Origin of the sequence: Streptomyces jeddahensis (genome assembly GCF_001642995.1) — a bacterium.
Classification (GTDB): domain Bacteria; phylum Actinomycetota; class Actinomycetes; order Streptomycetales; family Streptomycetaceae; genus Streptomyces; species Streptomyces jeddahensis.
This window is the reverse complement of record NZ_LOHS01000076.1, coordinates 74,937-92,675: the sequence shown is the minus strand read 5'-3', so window position 1 is coordinate 92,675 and position 17,739 is coordinate 74,937. Positions and strand designations below refer to the sequence as shown.

General features: G+C 71.6%; 15 protein-coding genes. 8 read left to right on the top strand and 7 right to left on the bottom strand.

The features are described from left to right. Positions 1 to 151: 151 nt before the first annotated feature. Entirely contained in the window at positions 152 to 1,114 is a 963-nt protein-coding gene (locus tag STSP_RS15530; protein WP_067277613.1) for a site-specific integrase, read from the bottom strand. 183 nt (positions 1,115 to 1,297) lie between these two features. Further along, positions 1,298 to 1,606 carry a site-specific integrase gene (locus STSP_RS15525; RefSeq protein ID WP_067277611.1) on the bottom strand — a complete coding sequence of 103 codons (309 nt, stop codon included), beginning with the start codon at positions 1,604 to 1,606 and terminating at the stop codon, positions 1,298 to 1,300. A 556-nt stretch (positions 1,607 to 2,162) separates the two neighbouring features. Between STSP_RS15525 and STSP_RS15520 the strand changes: the two genes are divergently transcribed. Then, positions 2,163 to 2,690: a MarR family winged helix-turn-helix transcriptional regulator gene (locus STSP_RS15520; protein ID WP_078067200.1), complete on the top strand. Its 528-nt coding sequence runs from the start codon at positions 2,163 to 2,165 to the stop codon at positions 2,688 to 2,690. Between the two features lie 195 nt (positions 2,691 to 2,885). Here STSP_RS15520 and STSP_RS15515 read toward each other — a convergent pair whose 3' ends face one another. After that, positions 2,886 to 3,671, bottom strand: coding sequence for a protein phosphatase 2C domain-containing protein (locus tag STSP_RS15515; RefSeq protein ID WP_067277835.1), 786 nt, complete (start codon positions 3,669 to 3,671; stop codon positions 2,886 to 2,888). Between the two features lie 695 nt (positions 3,672 to 4,366). On the opposite strand from STSP_RS15515, the gene STSP_RS15510 reads away from it, so the two are divergent. The 5 genes from STSP_RS15510 to STSP_RS15490 all read left to right on the top strand — a co-directional run bounded on the left by STSP_RS15510 (position 4,367) and on the right by STSP_RS15490 (position 10,391). Continuing rightward, complete coding sequence (locus tag STSP_RS15510; RefSeq protein ID WP_456300504.1) at positions 4,367 to 7,435, top strand: nitrate- and nitrite sensing domain-containing protein; 3,069 nt, start codon at positions 4,367 to 4,369, stop codon at positions 7,433 to 7,435. Positions 7,436 to 7,512: 77 nt separating this feature from the next. After that, positions 7,513 to 7,998 (top strand): roadblock/LC7 domain-containing protein, encoded by a 486-nt coding sequence (locus tag STSP_RS15505; protein ID WP_067277833.1) that lies wholly within the window; start codon positions 7,513 to 7,515, stop codon positions 7,996 to 7,998. Further along, positions 7,995 to 8,402, top strand: coding sequence for a DUF742 domain-containing protein (locus STSP_RS15500; RefSeq protein WP_067277607.1), 408 nt, complete (start codon positions 7,995 to 7,997; stop codon positions 8,400 to 8,402). The genes STSP_RS15505 and STSP_RS15500 overlap by 4 nt, the downstream gene beginning before the upstream one ends. After that, positions 8,383 to 9,027: a GTP-binding protein gene (locus STSP_RS15495; RefSeq protein ID WP_067277606.1), complete on the top strand. Its 645-nt coding sequence runs from the start codon at positions 8,383 to 8,385 to the stop codon at positions 9,025 to 9,027. The genes STSP_RS15500 and STSP_RS15495 overlap by 20 nt, the downstream gene beginning before the upstream one ends. A 110-nt stretch (positions 9,028 to 9,137) precedes the next feature. After that, positions 9,138 to 10,391, top strand: a complete 1,254-nt coding sequence (locus STSP_RS15490; protein ID WP_067277603.1) for a styrene monooxygenase/indole monooxygenase family protein — start codon at positions 9,138 to 9,140, stop codon at positions 10,389 to 10,391. 213 nt (positions 10,392 to 10,604) lie between these two features. Here STSP_RS15490 and STSP_RS15485 read toward each other — a convergent pair whose 3' ends face one another. The 4 genes from STSP_RS15485 to STSP_RS15470 form a co-directional block, all read right to left on the bottom strand. Next, positions 10,605 to 11,786, bottom strand: a complete 1,182-nt coding sequence (locus tag STSP_RS15485; protein ID WP_067277573.1) for a C40 family peptidase — start codon at positions 11,784 to 11,786, stop codon at positions 10,605 to 10,607. 290 nt (positions 11,787 to 12,076) lie between these two features. Next, on the bottom strand, positions 12,077 to 12,358 hold the full coding sequence (locus tag STSP_RS15480; RefSeq protein ID WP_067277571.1) for a hypothetical protein: 282 nt from the start codon (positions 12,356 to 12,358) through the stop codon (positions 12,077 to 12,079). A 10-nt stretch (positions 12,359 to 12,368) separates the two neighbouring features. Continuing rightward, positions 12,369 to 13,043, bottom strand: coding sequence for a TetR/AcrR family transcriptional regulator (locus STSP_RS15475; RefSeq protein ID WP_067277569.1), 675 nt, complete (start codon positions 13,041 to 13,043; stop codon positions 12,369 to 12,371). A 38-nt stretch (positions 13,044 to 13,081) separates the two neighbouring features. Next, positions 13,082 to 14,011 (bottom strand): AurF N-oxygenase family protein, encoded by a 930-nt coding sequence (locus STSP_RS15470; RefSeq protein ID WP_067277567.1) that lies wholly within the window; start codon positions 14,009 to 14,011, stop codon positions 13,082 to 13,084. A 185-nt stretch (positions 14,012 to 14,196) separates the two neighbouring features. Here STSP_RS15470 and STSP_RS15465 point away from each other — a divergent pair, with 185 nt between their 5' ends. Continuing rightward, positions 14,197 to 15,312, top strand: coding sequence for a ferritin-like domain-containing protein (locus STSP_RS15465; RefSeq protein WP_067277830.1), 1,116 nt, complete (start codon positions 14,197 to 14,199; stop codon positions 15,310 to 15,312). A 197-nt stretch (positions 15,313 to 15,509) separates the two neighbouring features. Further along, positions 15,510 to 17,663: a sensor histidine kinase gene (locus STSP_RS15460; RefSeq protein ID WP_078067198.1), complete on the top strand. Its 2,154-nt coding sequence runs from the start codon at positions 15,510 to 15,512 to the stop codon at positions 17,661 to 17,663. Positions 17,664 to 17,739 lie beyond the last annotated feature (76 nt).

Here is a 17,739-nt window from a genome sequence, read left to right as displayed (position 1 = left end):
CTCGCCGGCCAGCCCGGCGCAGGTGTGGGCTGCTGGGTCGAAGACGACCGTCACCGGGCGGTCTTGCGGATCGAGCCCGGTCACCTGCCGCAGCCCGATACGCACGTCCTCCACCGGCGGAAGCGTGCGGCCGGGAAACCCTCCCTTGTACTCACCCCTGCGTGGCACCGGAGCCCTCCAGACTCATCAGGCGGCGGGCGACGGTGACGTAGGAGGCGCCTCCCGCCGCGCTCCAGCGGCGGAAAGCGGCGTCGACCTCCCGCATCGGGTCCTTCAGGTACCGGATGTAGCGGTAGGTCGTGGCCGGATGGGCATGGCCGAGCCGACGCTGGACGACCAGCAAGGGGTTGCCGACCATGTGCTCCAGCAGCGTCGCCATCGGCGCACGCTCATCGACGTCACCGAGAGCCTCGCGGGTCAGGAAGATCAGAAGCCGCAGCGCGAACGTGTGCCGCGTGTCGTGGAAGACCCAGCAGCGCCGGGGCAGTACCGGGGCCGCCTCGTGCACGCTCCACTCCTTCATCCGCTTCCACGCCCGCCAGCGGACGCGGTCCCAGCCCGAGCCGGTGAGCATCCGGCCGCCCTGGCCGATGAACAGCGCCAGCGGGTCCAGGCCGCCGCCCGTCTCCAGCACGGTGATCCGCCGCAGGTCCGGCTTCATGTCCTTGATCACCCGGGTGACCGTGACGCCCTCCAGGACCCCGCGGACCCGGGTGCCCTCCCCTTCGATCCGCTGGACCACGAACAGGTCGCGCACCTGGCGCCGCAGCGTGCGCTGCGCTGTCGCCACGATCCCCGGCCGCTCCAGCAGCAGATAGGGGTCCAGCAGTTCCATCGCGTCTCTGGGCACGTAGACCGACCGCTGCCGCCCGTACTTGGCACACGCCGCCAGGTCGACGTCCGCGACCGCGGGCCGACGGCCGCCAGCCAGGCCGAGCTCGGGCAGCAGCAGGGTCGACCACTCCTGGATCCGCATCCCCGTCATCAGAGCCAGCTCCAAGGCCGAGCGGTTGCGGTGCGGCCGCCATCCCCGGAAGCCCAAGTCCAGGCCGCCGCCAGGCTCCAGGCCGCCGAACCCGACGTCCCGAAAGAACAGGTACTGATCAAGCTCCATATGACGGACCCGCAGATCGCGGCTCGCCCCGCTGCCCAGGGACTGCCCGCGTCCCGTCGCGCGCCAGGGCCGCCCGCTCACATAGCCGATCTGGGCCAGGTAGTCGTAGAGCCCGCCGATCGCTGCGGCGTCCCGATCCCACGTGGCTTCCTCGACCGTCTCCTCGGCGTCCGTCCGCCGCCACTACCTGAAATCCAGCACATCCGCCTCGGTGGCCAGTCTCAGATCCAGGCCCCGCGCCGTGAGGAACTGGAGCAGCATCAGGACGCTGTAGGCGTACGCCCGCATGGTCTTCACGTCGAGGCCCTGCTGGCCAAGCACCCGAAACCAGCTCGACAGCGGTTCCACCGGGCGCATCGCCTCGTCCAGAAGGATCGGCGTACCCGCCGCCAGCCGCCTTCGGCCGAACAGCTCATCCAGCTCTGCAGAGGGGATTCCGGCGACGGTCCCCACCCTCCAGACCTTTCGCCGATCCGTGAAGAACAGCTGCACCGAGCCTCCCGGCGACCTCGCAGATCGAGAAACCCGACAGCCACCCTGTCCGACCAGTACGGAAGCGGCCACAGCAACATCGCCGACTCACTCGTAAGAGACACACATCTCTCGCACAAACATTCGAACAAGGTCTACGGTGAAGAGCAGGGCACTGGAGATCAGCGAGAGACGACAAGGAAGCACCCCATGACACACCTGCACGTCTCCTGCCCATGGGCGACCATCGCGCCGCCCGCCCCTCACAGCCGAGACACTCTGAGGCGTCTGGTGAACCTCCGAAGGCCTCGGTGAGCTCGGTGGAGCCCACAGGTGGGGGAAGGTGCCGCTGTGCCGGTACGCCGCCAGGGCCACCGAGTCCTCGTCGACCCGGTGTGCGCCGGATATGAATGGCGTGCGCATGTCAGAGCCTGCTCGATCGGGGACTCTACGCACGTAGATACGGGAGAGGGAAGAGGGCCGGGCGGCTGCCGTTGGTCTATTCCTGCGAAATACTGGTCGAGCTGCGGCAACGGCTGCGCATCGAGGGAAACTTTCAGAGTCGGGAAACCGGGGCATGGGTGCTGACGTGCACGAGGACGGGAACGAAGGCAGAAGCGAGGCCGGAATCGGCGCGGCGCGCGCGACCGGATCCGAGACGCCGGAACACGGTGCGGACCCCGAATTCCTTTCACTCGAACGCGAGTTGACCGTCCTTCTGCGCCGCGCCCGGGCCACGTCCGGCGAGATGGCCCGCGAGGTCCACCCCGACCTCGAGCCCGCGGCGTACGGACTCCTCGTACGGCTGGAGGAGCGCGGGCCGCAGCGGGCCACCGAACTCGCCGCCTACATCGGCGTCGGCAAGGCCACCATGAGCCGGCAGCTGCGCGCGCTCGAGGAACTCGGGCTCGTCGCCCGGGAGCCCGACCCCGCGGACGGGCGCGCCTGGCTCGTGCACCTCACCGACGAGGGACGCGACCGCTTCCGCACGGTTCGCGACGCCCGCCGCGCCCGGTACGTCCGCCAACTCGCGGACTGGGACCGCACGGAGGTGGCGGAGCTGGCCCGCCTCCTCCATCAGCTGAACGCGCGCGCCGAAGGGTAGGCGCTCCGCTGGGAGTGCCGCTTAGTGCTCCGCTGGGAGTGCCGCGATGTGCCGTCGGTTCGCTGCGGCGCCGTTGTGGCTGGTCGCGCAGTTCCCCGCGCCCCTTCGGGGCGCAGCCGAACCGCAGCCGACTTCATCCGGCATGCTGAGCGGCCACCATCCGCGGACGCCCCACGGCCAGGCCCCGCGGGTGGCTCACAGCTCCGCGTACACCACCGCCGCGTCGTCGTGTCTCTTGCCGCGGCCCAGGAACCGGCGGTCCGTGTCCGCGGTCTCCAGGGCGCGGACGCGGTCGATGAGGGCCTGGGGGCCCTCCTTGCGGAGGAAGGTGAGGCAGTCGGTCCAGTCGCCCTCACGGAACCTGTCCACCCAGCGCGTGGCGCCGTCCGTGAGCGCCGCCACCGCTCGTACGCCCGACCGTGGCAGCGCTCCGGTCACCGCACGTGCGGATACGGACGGATCGGCCGCCGCGGTGAAGAAGCCGCCCTCCTTGTTGCGCACCGTCGTGTCGGCGACCGCGTCCGAGACGAGCGAGGAGCGCGGCAGGCGCGACAGGCGGTCGTCCAGGACGGCGCGGACCGTGCCGTCCCGGCCCTCGATGAGCAGGGCGGAATCGGACAGCACCAGATACTCGAACTGCTCCGCGTCCCAGCGCGCCACCACGGCCGTCGCCTGCGGCGTGCGCGGGTGAGAAAGGTCACAGGTTTCGCGGTGGGCTTCGGCGGTGCGCCGGATTGCCTCCGAAAGGACGTCCTGCAGCGTCAAATCTCGTCGCGAAACGGACAGTTCGCCCAGTGCGCCGCCCAGACGTGCCGTGAACCACGGAACGGAGTGCAGGCAGCCCGTTCCGTCCGGCGGCGGTGTCACGCCGTCGAGCAGGACGAGCGAACCACCCTGTCCTGAAGCCGGAACCGCCACCGACGCATAGTCCTCATTGGGCCGGGCAGGGGTACCCGGGGTCGTTGCGAGCTCGATACGCATCGGGCCAGTCTGCACGAGGTCTTCACACGAACCGCAACTCCAGGTGAACACCCGGGACATGGGGCGAACCAGCAGGTCAGCCGCCGGATTTCGGCCGGAATGGTCCACTCCGCCTGGCTGTGGCGGGGCATCTTGCCAAAGCTCCGGGGAGACGTCCACCCATGGCTGCGTGCACGGGTTGTGAGGGTGGCTCCCGGAACTTGCCCACCAACTCCTCGCCGATGTTCACTCCTTCGGGTGGCGGGCAAGGCGATGGGCGGCCGCTGCTCATCGGCGCTGGGATGGTCTGGAGCCGTACGAGGAGGCGCTCGCGTTGACGGACCGTCACCCGGGCCCAGGGGTTGGACGAGTCAGGAATGCGAGCACCGGTGCAGAAGATGCGGCCTCGGCGACGCAAGGGCGGGCAGACGGCGTTCGACACGGCCGGCGGGGGTGCGCCCGGCGCCTCCGTTTCCGGTACGTCCGGTACGCAGAACATGCAGTCCACGCCCGACGCGGTGGAGGCCGCCTGGGGACCCGGTGCACAGAACATCGCCGGTGCGCCGACCGCCGCTGGTGCGCCGACGGCCGCTGGTGCGCCGACCGCCGCAGGTGCGGCCACTGCCGTTGACTCCGGCGCCGCAGACGCCGCGTCCGGTGCCGGTGCCGGTCCCGCGGGGGCGTCGGGCGCCCCCGGAGCGGCGGCCCTGGGTGCCGTGGACCGGCGGCGTCGCGCCCACGTGCGCAACCGCCTCATCGTCGCCGTCGCTGTCGTCGCCGCCGCGATCGCCGGTGCCGGCGCGCCGGCCATCGTCGCGGCCTCCGGGCAACTGCATGAATCGCAGCGGCTGGTGACGCTCTCCGAGCAGACGCAGCAGGCTCTCACCCTCGCCCACTCCCTGGCCGACGAACGCGACGAGGTCACCTCCTACATCGCCGCCGGCCGCCCGGAGGGCCAGGGCCTCTCCGAGCAGCGCAGCGCCCGCGTGGACCGGCAGGCCGGCGAACTGCGCACCGACGCCCCCGCCGCGCTGCTCCGCGACATCGAGGACATCGCGGCCGTACGGAGAACAGCGCTCACCGGCAAGAGCACTGCTCTCGAAGTCCATGCGGCGTACTCCGAGGTCATCACCGAACTGCACGCCCTCGCCGAGGAGCTGGCCGACCAGCTGCCGCCCCGCGCGGGCTCCGGAGCGCATGCCCTGGTCGATCTCGACAGCGCCGTCGAGCAGGCGGCGGCCGCCCGCGGGCTCCTGCTCGCCGCCTACGCGGTGCCCCGGAACACCAGGACCACCACCACGATCGACCCGGTCACCGGCCTGCCCGCCACCGTCGCCACCGAGTCGGCCGCCGCCACGAAGGCCCGTAACGAGCTCAGCGCCGCCGCCCAGCTGGCCCGCCTGCGGGAGCAGGCCGCCCTCGCCGACTTCCAGGATTCCGCCCCGTCAGCCGACCGCGCCCGGTACGACTCGACGGTCAACGGCCCGGACGTCACCGCCGCGGAGAAGTACCTCGCCCGCCTCACCGACCAGCCGAAGCTGTCCGCCGCGGACCTCCGCTACAGCGCCAAGAAGCTCGACGCGGCCCTTTCCGCCCGTGTCGACCTGATGCGCGGCGTCGAGGCGTCCCTCAACGACCGGCGCACCAAGGACCTGGCCCAGCTGCGCGACGACGACGTGACGGCGCTGGAGATCCGTATCGCGCTGGTCGGCGTCTGCCTGCTGGTCGCGGTCGGCGTCTCCATGGCCATGGCCCGTACGCTCACCCGCCCGCTCGCCGTCCTGCGCATCGGCTCGGCCCGCGTCGCCGCCGACCCGGCCGCGGAGGAACCGGTCCGGTTCACCGGCCGCAACGACGAGTTCGCGCAGGTCGTACGCTCCGTCAACGCGCTGCACGCCCACGCGGTCGGCTTCCACGAGCGCCTCGCGACGTTCGAGGCCGACCGCAAGCACCTTGTCGGCCAGCGGCAGACCATGGCCGACGAGCGCGAGGCGCTGCGCGCCCAGCTCGCCGACGCCCAGGCCGGTCTGGAGCGGATGCGTGACAGCATCCACTCCACGTTCGTGAACCTCTCGCTGCGCACGCTCGGCCTCGTCGAACGGCAGCTCGCGATCATCGAGCGGCTTGAGGAGCGCGAGCAGGATCCCGAGCGGCTGTCCACGCTCTTCAAGCTCGACCATCTGGCGACCGTCATGCGCCGCCACAGCGAGAACCTGCTGGTCCTCGCGGGCACCGAGCACGGCCACCACAACCCGGGGCCGGTCCCGCTCGTCGACGTCGTGCGGGCCGCGGTCAGTGAGATCGAGCGGTACGAGCGGGTCCGTATCTCCTCGCTTCCGCCGCACGCCCATGTGGCCGGTTTCGCCGCGGACGATCTGAGCCATCTCATCGCCGAACTGCTCGAGAACGCCACGTCGTTCTCGCCGCCCGACGCCTCCGTCGAGGTCTCCGGCTGGCTCCTGGAGAACGGCGAGGTGATGCTCTCGGTCCAGGACGAGGGCATCGGCATGACCGACGAGCGGCTGCAGGAGGTCAACACCCGCCTCGCCGCGTTCGACCCGGAAGACGACTACGACCGGGACGGCGACGACGGGCTGGGGCTCGGCCTGTACGTGGTGGCGCGGCTGGCCGCACGGCACGGGCTGCGGGTGCAGCTGCGGGAGCAGAAGCACGGGGGCATCACGGCCGTCGCCGTGCTGCCCAAGGCCCTGCTCGCCGCGGCGCCCGGGATCTCGGCGCCCACGGCCGCCCCCGTGGTCGGTGGCGCACCCGCCCTGGCCCTGCCCGGCTCGGAGGCCGAGGCCAACTCGAACGTGCTGCCGGGGCGCCCGGGGCGCGATCCGCTCATCTCCGCGGCGGAGCAGTCCTTGCGCGAGGCCGGGGCCACGGCCGAGCAGGACCGCGGCGCAGGCGACGGCGGCGAAGACGGAGCATCCGGTGGGACCGCCGACGGCGACGTATACGGACGGGCCGCCGCCGAGGCACGGCGTGCCGCCGACGACCGGGACACCCACGAGCGGGCGGCCGACGAAGGCGAGGAGCCCGGTGCCGGGCGCCAGCCGTCCGCGGAGCAGCCGCAATCCCCGCTCCAGCCGCCCACCTGGGACCGGGTCACCGGCAAGGGACTGCCCAAGCGGACGCCCAGGGTCGCACCTGCCGCGTCCGTGCCGAAGCCACGCAGCGGTTCCGTGGACGCCGAGGCCCTGCGCCGCCGGCTCGGCGGCTTCCAGCAGGGCTCCCAGGCGGGCCGCCGCGACGTCGAGGCCGAACTCGCCGTAGAGGGAGCCGAGTCACCGGCGCCCACGGCCCGGACACCGGAGCCGCTCAGCGAGAGGCCGCAGCCCTCGACGGCCGAGACGCCGGAGCCGCTCAGCGAGAGGCCGCAGCCCTCGACGGCCGAGACGCCGGAGCCGCTCGGCGAGTCGCCGCAGCCCTCGACGGCCGAGACGCCGGAGCCGCTCGGCGAGCCGCCGCAGCCCTCGCTGTTCGAGTCACCGGAGCCGCCGCAGCTCCCGACGGTCGCGGTGCCGGAGCAGAGGGCCGCCGAGTCGCGGGAGCGGACGGTGGAGGCGCCCGAGGGGATGGCCGAGTCGCGGGAGCGGGCGTTCTGGTCGCCGGAGCCGATGGCCGAGGGGCCGGCGGCCTGGCCGTCGGGGGCTGCGGCCGAGGTGCCGCAGGGGGCGTCCGGGGCGGCGCAGGCGGCGTACGGAACTCCGCAGCCGGGACCCATCGCACGTACTACCGACGAAGCCAAGGGGGACACAGTCGAGGAGGCAAGCAGTTGACTGCGCCCGCGCGTACGCCCAGCACTCCCAGTACGCCCAGCACCGACCGTACGGACGGATCCCCGAGCCGGCACGGACTGAGCCGTGAAGCCCGCAACCTGCAGTGGCTGCTCGCCAACCTCGTCGAGGAGGTGCCGGGACTGCTGTCCGTCGCCGTCGTGTCCTCCGACGGGCTGCTGCTGCTCTCCTCAGACCCCGGACGCCATGCGGAGCAGCCGGCCGCCAGGTCGCAGGGCCCCCGGGGGTCCAGCGCGGACCTCGCCACCATCGTCTCCGGCGTCGGCAGCCTCACCATCGGTGCGGCCAAGGTGATGGGCTTCGGCAACGTCAAGCAGACCATGGTCGCGATGGACGAGGGCAGCCTCTTCGTCATGTCCATCAGCGACGGCTCCCTGCTCGGCGCGCATGCCAACCCGGACTGCGACATGAGCGTCGTCGCGTACCACATGGCGCTCTTCGTCGGCCGTGCCGGACATGTGCTCACCCCCGAACTCCGCAGTGAACTGCGCCGGTCGATGCAGAGCGAGCCGATAGGGAGCAAGTCGATGGAGAGCGCCAAGTGACCACGTCGAAACCGTCGAAGCTGCCGACCAGAGGCGGCGACCGCAAACCGGCCCGGGTACGCCCCTACTCGCTCACGGGCGGCCGCACCCGCTTCGGGCACGTGCTGCTCGTCGAGACGTTCGTGGCCGCTCTCGACGCCCCCGAGGAGCGCCTCGAGCTCACCAACGGCTCGCTGTCCACGCGCGTCATGCCCGAGATGCGGGCCATCGTCGAGCTCTGCCGCCGGATGCGCACGGTGGCCGAGATCGCCGCGCTGCTGAAGATGCCGCTCGGCGTGGTCCGCGTACTCCTGAGCGACCTCGCGGACCAGGGAAAGATCCGCGTGTACGGAACCGGCCACGGCCCGGGACAGCCGAACCGCGCGCTGCTGGAAAGGGTGCTGGGTGGACTCCGCCGTCTCTGAACTGCTCCCCTCCGACCCGTATGCGGGCGGTGTGGAACCCGAGGAGGAACTGCAGGCCTGGCAGACCGACCGGACGCGCGCCCCCATCGCCACCAAGATCGTGGTGGCGGGCGGCTTCGGCGTCGGCAAGACCACGCTGGTCACCGCGGTCTCGGAGATCCAGCCCCTCCAGACGGAGGCGCTGATGACGCAGGCCAGCGAGGACACCGACGACCTGGCCGCGACGCCGGACAAGACGACCACCACGGTCGCGATGGACTTCGGCCGCATCACGCTCGACGACGACCTCGTCCTGTACCTCTTCGGTACGCCCGGCCAGCAGCGCTTCTGGTTCATGTGGGACGACCTGGTGCGCGGGGCCATCGGCGCGGTGGTCCTCGCCGACACGCGGCGTCTGCCGGACTGCTTCCCGGCCCTCGACTACTTCGAGAGCTGCGGACTGCCGTACGTCGTGGCCGTCAACCACTTCGACGGCACGGAGCGGTTCCAGGCCGAGGATGTGCGCGAGGCGCTGACGATACCGCCGCACATACCGGTTCTGATCATGGACGCGCGACAGCGGATCTCCGTGGTCGAGACGCTGCTTGCGCTGGTCGGCCACGCGCTGGACGCCGCCCCCGAATGAACCTCCGGCCCCGGGCCGCCGCCAGGGCCGTCACCCGCAGGACCTGACCCCCCACCCCATCCATCCACAGGTCCGGCCAGTTCACCCCAGTAGGAAGAAGAGACCCCGCCATGCGGAAGATACTCGTCGTCGGAGCCGGCCAGTCCGGGCTCCAGATCGCCCTCGGACTCCAGTCGCACGGGTACGAGGTCACCCTGATGTCCAACCGTACGGCGGACGAGATCCGGTCCGGCCGGGTCATGTCCACGCAGTGCATGTTCCACACCGCGCTCCAGCACGAGCGCGACCTGCAGCTGAACTTCTGGGAGCCGCAGGCCCCGAAGATCGAGGGCCTCGGCGTCTCCGTCGCCGCCCCCGGCTCCTTCGACCCGGGCCCGTCGCAGCGCGCCATCGACTGGGTCGGCAAGCTCGACGGGTACGCCCAGTCCGTCGACCAGCGCGTGAAGATGGCCGGCTGGATGGAGACGTTCGCACAGCGGGGCGGGCAGCTCGTCATCCACGGCGCCGCCGTGTCCGACCTGGACTACTTCTCCCGCACGTACGACCTCGTGCTCGTCGCGGCGGGCAAGGGCGAGGTCGTGTCGATGTTCGGCCGGGACGCCTCCCGCTCCCCGTACGCGGAGCCGCAGCGCGCCCTCGCCGTCGCCTACGTCCACGGGCTCGGCCCGCGCCCCGAGCACCCCGAGTTCGACGCGGTGCGCTGCAACCTGGTGCCGGGCGTCGGCGAGCTCTTCGTCATGCCGACCCTCACCACGTCGGGCCGCGCCGACATCCTCTTCTGGGAGGGCATCCCCGGTGGCCCGCTGGACGTCTTCCAGGGCGTCAAGGACCCGTCCGAGCACCTGGCGCTGACGCTGGAGCTGATGGAGAAGTTCACGCCGTGGGAGTACGCCCGGGCCACCAAGGTCGAGCTGACCGACGCGAACGGCACGCTGGCCGGGCGGTACGCGCCGACCGTCCGCAAGCCCATCGGCCGCCTGCCCGGTGGCGGGGCGGTCCTCGGCGTCGCCGACGTCGTCGTGGCCAACGACCCGATCACGGGTCAGGGCTCCAACTCCGCCTCCAAGTGCGCGGCGTCGTATCTCGCGTCGATCCTCGAGCACGGGGAGAAGCCGTTCGACGAGGAGTGGATGCAGGGGACGTTCGACCGGTACTGGGAGACTGCGCAGCACGTCACGAAGTGGACGAACGCGATGCTCGGCGTGCCGCCGGAGCATGTCCTGAACCTCATCGGTGCGGCGGGGGAGCTTCAGCCGGTGGCTGATCGGTTCGCCAACGGGTTCAACGAACCGGCGGACTTCGAGAACTTCTTCTATGAGCCGGCGAAGACGGAGGCGTACCTCGCCTCGGTGGCGCAGGCGTAGCCTGCCCCCGTTCTTCCGGTACCCGGGGTTTCCGGGTACCGGGGCGCCCCCCGAAGCTGCGCTGAGGCCGTACGCGAGGGCACCCGCCGTCGTGGGTTGTGCCCACCCTCCCCCAGCTACCGCTGGGAGGTGCCCCCAGCCCTGCGGAACGATTGCCCACAACGGTCGGTCCCACCGGCAGGTGGCGGAACCACCCACCGGCAGGTGGTGGTGTCACCCGCCTCCCGGGCCGGAGGCTGCCCCATACCCCGTGTCCGCCCCCGCCGTAGCCCCCCGCGGCAGCTCAGGCGGCACATATGACTTCTTCGCCAGGGCCTTGCGGCCGGGGTCCGGGCGGACGGCGCCCAGTACGGGGTTCGCCGCGATGGGGGAGACCTTCACCTTCGCGCCGGGCCGCGGGGCCTGGACCACCAGGCCGTTGCCGAGGTAGATCGCCACATGCGTGGCGTCGCGGAAGTAGATGACGAGGTCCCCGGGCCGGAGGTTCCGCAGGGACACCCGCGGCAGTTGCGCCCACTGCTGCTGGCTGGTCCGCGGGATGGTCCGCCCCGCGTGGGCCCACGCCTGCGAGGTCAGCCCTGAGCAGTCGAACGACGAGGGCCCCTCGGCCCCCCACTGGTACGGCTTGCCGATCTGCCGTACGGCGTACCGCAGCGCCTCGGCCCCGCTCTGAGACGGCGTCCGCGAACCGCTCAGCAGCCCGGCTGCGAGGAACTGCTGCTGGGCCCTGGCCGCCTCGGCCTCCTCGGCCCGCCGCAGCCGGGCGAGCTGCTCGGCCTTCAGCGAGGCGATCAGCCGCTCGACGTCCGCCAGCCGCTTCCGTACCGTGTCGCGGTCCTTCTTCTGCTGCTCGGCGAGCGAGAGTTGCCGGTCGAGTGCGCTGCGTGCGCGGGTCGCCAGCGTGTCGGCGTGCTGCTCGCCGCGGACCAGCCGGTCGACGGTGGCGGCCCGTTCCCTGGCCACGCGCTGGATCACATGTCCCTGGTCGAGCGCCTGCTGCACATCGCGGGCGAGGAGCAGCTGGACGTACGGGGAGATGTCGCTGCTGCCCTGGTACTGCTGCCGGGCCAGCCGTCCGGCGGCCTCCCGGCTGTCGTACAGATCGAGACGCGCCTTGGCCAGCCGGGCGTCGAGCCTGGCGACCTCGGCGCGCTGCCGTTTCAGTTTCTCCGCGGTCCCGTTGTACGTCTCCGTGGCCTTCTCGGCGCTGCGATACAGGCTCTGAAGGTCTTTCAGCAGCTGGGAGACGGACCGCCCGCCGGGCCCGGGTGAGGTGACCGCCGCGGAACCGGCGGCGGAGGCGGGAGCGCCCAGCGTGCCCGTGCCCGTGTTCCCGACCGCCAGCGCCGCCGTCGCCGCCCCGGTGCAGACCAGCCGCAGAAGTTTGCCTGACACGTCATCACCTCCGCTTGGGGGGTGGGTCGTCCATCCACCACGGTGAGCATGCAACCAGGCACGAGAGGAAATACCCTACAACTGGGCAACGTGGATCAAATCGTCCACTCCTTCGGTCGCTCCTTCACCGCGAGCGCCGTGAGCGTGCTTTCCCACAGGGCGAAAGTGTGCTCGGACGTGCGGCGCGGCAAGGGACTTGGCGGCCGTCAGACGGCTACCGGCATAAGGGGGCGTGGCGGGATCCCGATCCTCAGGCGGCAGTCAGCGCCGGCTCGATCCCCAGGCTTCACTCACCGCCGACCCGGCTTCGACCAGGGCCACCGGAGCCCTGAGCGGGCCTCGGCCTCCCCCTCCGGATCGAACTCGTACCTCCACCCCCGGTGCAGCGACAGGGTCCGGCCGCCGGGATCCACCGGAACCCGGCGGTAGACGAGCACGGTCGGCGGACCGCCCGCGGCGTCCGGCACCGGTACCCGGTACACCTTCGGGGGGTGACCGGTGATCCCGAGCAGCACCGGCAGGACGCGGCCGTCCAGTGGCCCGCCCACGAAGGGGGTGTTCTCGCTCTTCATGGCACCAGTGTCACAAACCCGGCCCGTCGGCGGCCTCCTGGGACAGCACGTCCCGCAGCACATCGGCGGTCCCCGGGTCCCGCCCCGCGGTCACCGTGAGTACGGCGACGAACTGTTCGACGAGCCAGTCCCGCAGTTCCTCCCGCGGCGGCTGCTTGTCCTCGTCCAGCCAGATCAGCGACGCGGCCTCGACGGTGGTGATCCACACCCGTACGGTCATCCGCAGCCGCGCCCCCGGCTCGGTCACCCCAAGGTGGGACAGGACCTGTTCGGCGGCTGCCCTGCGCACGCCGTCCACGATGGCGGTCGTACGCGAGGTCTCCACGACGCTGCCGCCCTGCAGCAGGGCGCTGAACCCGGCGTCGTGCTCGTCCACGAAGGCGAGGTAGCGGTCCAGCGCGCGGGACAGCCGCCGGGTCAGCGGGCCCTCGGGGGGCTCCTCGAAGCACAGCTGCAGGGCGTCTGCGGCCGACCGCAGCGCGGCCTCGTACAACTGCTGCTTGCCGCCGGGGAAGTAGCGGTAGACGAGCGGGCGCGACACCCCCGCCGCCTCCGCGACGTCGTCGAGCGAGACGTCCTCGGGCGCGCGGTGCGCGAAGAGGGACAGCGCGGCGTCGATGAGCTGGCTGCGCCGCTCCTCCACGCTGAGCCGTCGATACGCCCGGGTACCGGCTGCGGAGGTCATGACCGGAAGCCTAACGTCCGCCCGCAGCCGGCCGCCCCTCAGCCCAGCAGCCCCGACGACCGCCACATCCTGCGGCCCAGGCCCCGCAGCACCCCGATGTCGTCCAGGAAGTCCGTGAGCTTCCTGGCGCCGGTCTGCATGACTTCGCGCCGGTGGCCGCTGGCCCTGACCTGGGCGACGGCCTCCTTCTTGTCGAGGCCGACGTTGGTGTACACCTCGGGGTTGATGAAGGCGACCGAGAAGACCCGGGCGAACTCGCCGGAGGTGATCCGGGTGAACTCCTGCGACCAGCGCGGGGCCGTCAGCATCTGGTGGCGCAACTCCTCGCGCGCGTAGCGGACATGGCGCGCCTCCTCCACGACGTGGATGCGCGTGACCCCGCGGATCAGCGGCTGGATGCGCTCGTCGGGGAAGGTCAGCCGCTGCATCCAGTCGAGGATCTCCTCGCCGAGCAGTGTGGCCGTGAAGGAGCCGGGGGTCGTGGAGATGGTCTTGAACACCCGGCCGAGGTTGTTGTGCACCCGGCTCACCGGGTAGTGGGGGGTGCCGCTGCGGCTGATCAGGCGCGCGAACATCTTCGAGTGGCGGCACTCGTCCTCGATCTCGGTGAGGGCGTACCGCACGTGCGCGCTCGTCGCAGCCTTGTCGTAGATGTGCCGTACGAGCAGCTGCATCAGGATGAGCTCGAACCAGATGCCGAGCGATGCGAGCGCCGCGGCCTCGTGCTGGGAGAGCAGGATCCGCTGCTCCTCGCTCATCCGCTTCCACAGCGGGGTGTCGTAGAGCGACACCAGCTCCGGGGGCCAGAACCACTTGCCCTCCTCGAAGGGCGCGTCCCAGTCGAGCTCCTTGTCCGGGTCGAAGGAGTGCCGGGCGGACGACTCGAGCAGCCGCTTCGCCACCTGCTCCCGGTCCTTCAGCGCGCCGAGCGCGTCGCGCAGCACCTCGGCCTCCGTCGCCGTCGTCATGGCTGTCCCCACCTCGTCGTCAGGGTTTTCCGTCGTCAGGGATTTCCGCGCCGCCGCGCGGAGGTTACCGGCGGTCGCGTCTTATGAGACTGGCTGTCAGCAAGGTCGTCAATCCCTTGCGCAGGACTTATTGACTGGGTGTCTACTTGTTGACCGGGTCACTGATAGGTGTGAGCCTGCTGTCCATGTCGACGCATCAGCTCTACACCAGCGCCCCGGGCGAACCGAACTGGGTCGTCCCGGCGTCCGGTGCCGCCCGCTTCAGCTGGGAGTACGACGACGGACGCGACCGGCTCCTCGCCCTCTACCAGAAGGGCAAGGACAAGCAGTGGGATGGCCAGAAGCGGATCGACTGGGACCTGGAGGTGGACCCGTACGACCCGCTGGGCACGCCCGACGAGGCGATGACCCTGTACGGGACCCCGCACTGGGCGAAGATGACCGACAAGGACAAGGGCGAGCTGCGGCAGCACTACGCGGCATGGAACTTCAGCCAGTTCCTGCACGGCGAGCAGGGCGCCATGATCTGCGCCGCCCGCATCGTCGAGTCCGTCCCCGACCTGGACGCGAAGTTCTACTCGGCCACCCAGACGATGGACGAGGCCCGGCACGCCGAGATCTACGGCCGGTTCCTGCACGAGAAGATCGGCATGCTCTACCCGATCAACGACAACCTGCAGTCGCTGCTCGGCGACACCCTGCGCGACTCCCGCTGGGACATGCCGTACCTCGGCATGCAGGTGCTGATCGAGGGCCTGGCGCTGGCCGCGTTCGGCATGATCCGCGACACCACCGACAAGCCGCTGCCCAAGCAGATCCTCGCGTACGTCATGCAGGACGAGGCCCGGCACGTGGCCTTCGGCCGGATGGCGCTGCGCGACTACTACAAGCAGCTCACGGACGCCGAACTGCGCGAACGCGAGGAGTTCGTCATCGAGGGCTGCTACCTGATGCGCGACCGGCTGCGCGGCGTCGAGGTCCTGGAGAACTTCGGCATCCCGAAGGCGGAGGCCGAGGAGTACAGCGAGCAGTCCGAGTTCCTGCACCTGTTCCGGAAGTTGCTCTTCAGCCGCATCGTCCCGTGCGTCAAGGACATCGGCCTGTGGGGCAAGCGCCTGCAGGAGGCCTACGTCGACATGGGCGTCTTCGAGATGGGCGACTCGAACCTCGACCTGCTGATGGCGCAGGACGAGGAGATTGCGGAGAAACTGGACGCGGAGCGCTTCGCGGCGGAGGAGGCCGAGCGGGTCGCGGAGGTCCAGGGGGCGATCGACGCGGGGGCGGCGGGCGCGGCTTCCTGACGGAACCGGCGGGCGCTCGGGTGGGTTTCCCGGCGGCTCGGGCGCTGCAACCTTCCGGCCGACTCGGCTCCCGGATTCGCACAGCTCCCTCGAACTCCTCCTCACCAGAGGCATGTTGACCGGGTGAGTACCTGGGAACCGACGTCTTACGGCCGGGAAACCGCACCCTCGCCGGGCAGGCCCTAGCGTCGCGCGGCATGACGGGGAACACATCGCACCACAGGCAGATGCCCGCCGGGCGGACGACCACCGCCCGGCTCCTCCGACTCGTACCCTCCCTCGCCGGCGCGGAAGGCGGCCCTGGTCCGGGCACGGTCCCCGGCAACCCATCCGGCACCCGCTCCGGCCCCGGCACGGTCCCGGGCCGTCGGTTCCGGCAGCTCCCCGGCTGGCGCAGCATCCGCGGTCGCGTCGCCATCGTGCTCGCCGTGCCGACCTGTCTGCTGCTGTCCCTCACGGGGCTCGGCGTCGCCGACCGGGCGGCCGACTGGTCCGCCGCCCGTGACACCGTCGACCAGGTCGGTCTGCTGGTGCGGGCCCAGGACCTGGTGCGCGAGCTGCAGCGCGAACGCGGCCTGACCAACGGGCTGCTGGGCGGGGCGGGGAAGTACCGCGACGACGTCGACGCGCAGCGCGTGCGTACCGACGACGTCCTCGCCGACGTGGAAGCGGTGCTCCACGAGCAGAGCAGTGATCACCCCACGGCGGCCACCACCGCCCTCGACGACGCCCTGACGCCGCTGGACGGCCTCGCCACCACGCGGGACGAGGTCGATGCCGGATCCGCGGACCGCGCCCGGACCCTGCGCTTCTACACCACGGCGGTCACCGCGCTCATCGACGCCGAGTCCGCGCACATGCCCGCGGGCGACCGCCGTATCACCGACGGCCTCCAGGCGCTCCAGGCGCTGGCCCGCGCCACCGAGGCCGTCGCCCTCGAACGCGGCTCCCTCAACGGCGTCTTCGCCGCCGGCCGCTTCCGCACCCGCGAGTACCTTGACTTCACCGAGATCCGCGCGGCCCGTGTCGCAGCCCTGGACCAGTACGCCGAGCTCGCCACGCCCGACCAGCAGGCGGCGCTCGACGCCGCGTTCGACACGGCGGCCGCTCGCCGTGCCACGGCCTACGAGAAGCAGGCCGAGGGGGGAGCGGCCGGATCGGCGCTCTCGGTCGACGCGTCCGCGTGGTGGAGCACGATGACCGCCCTCGTCGACGATCTGCACGGTGTGCAGCGGCAGGTCGGCGAGGACGTGCGCGCCCACGCCGCCGACGAAGGGTCCACCGCCACACACCAGCTCGCCGGGTTCCTCGCGCTCGGGGCGCTGATCCTCGCCGTGGCCACCGCACTCGCCGTGCTCGCCGCCCGCTCCATCACCCGTCCCCTGAGCGCCCTCGCCGACCAGGCGGACGCGGTCGCCCGCAACCGGCTGCCCGCGGCCGTCCGGCGGATCCAGGAGGCAGGCCCCGACGACATCCGCGCTCTCGACGAACCGGTCGCTCCTGAGACGAAGAAGGACGCCGAGGCGGTCCCCGGCAGCGCACGCGAGATCACCCGGCTCGCGGCCGCCCTGCGCAACGTCGAGCGCACCGCGGTCGGCCTGGCGGGCGAGCAGGCCGTGCTCCGCCGCAACACCACCGAGTCGTTGGCCAGCCTCGGCCGCCGCAACCAGGCGCTGCTCGGCCGGCAGCTCGGCCTGATCACCACCCTGGAGAGCCAGGAACTCGACCCGGACGCACTCGCCGAGCTCTTCGAACTCGACCATCTCGCCACCCGTATGCGCCGCAACGCCGAGTCGCTGCTCGTGCTGGCCGGCGCAGAGACCCCGCCCCGCTCCTGGCCCGGCACGGTCACCATGACGGAGGTGGTGCAGTCGGCCGTCGCCGAGGTCGAGCAGTACCAGCGGGTGCAGGTCCCGGACCTGGAGCAGTCCCGTGTCCGCGGCCACGCCGTCGCCGAGCTCGCCCATCTGCTGGCCGAACTCGTCGAGAACGCCCTGGTGTTCAGCCCGCCCGCGCAGCCCGTGGAGATCTACGGCTGGCGGGACGCGGGCGAGTACTGCCTGGCGATCGTCGACCACGGGATCGGTATGAGCGACGAGCAGCTGGCCCGGGCGAACGCGCGGCTTTCCGGCCGCGAGTCGTTCCTGATCACGCCGGCCGGCGCCGCCGCCGGCCGAGCGGGCGGCACCCTCGGCCACTACGTCGTCGGCAGGCTCGCCGCCCGCCTGGGCGCGCACGTCGAACTCCGCCGCTCCCAGGGTCCGGGCACGACGGCGTACGTCGCCCTGCCCACGGCGATCGTCCAGCGCCCGGACCACCAGCCGGCGACTTCGACACCGACGCCGGGCTGAGCGCGCGCCGGCGGGTGCTCGGGCGCTGGGGCCAGCGCTCCAACCGTTGTGGGCAATCGTTCCGCTGGGCTGGGGG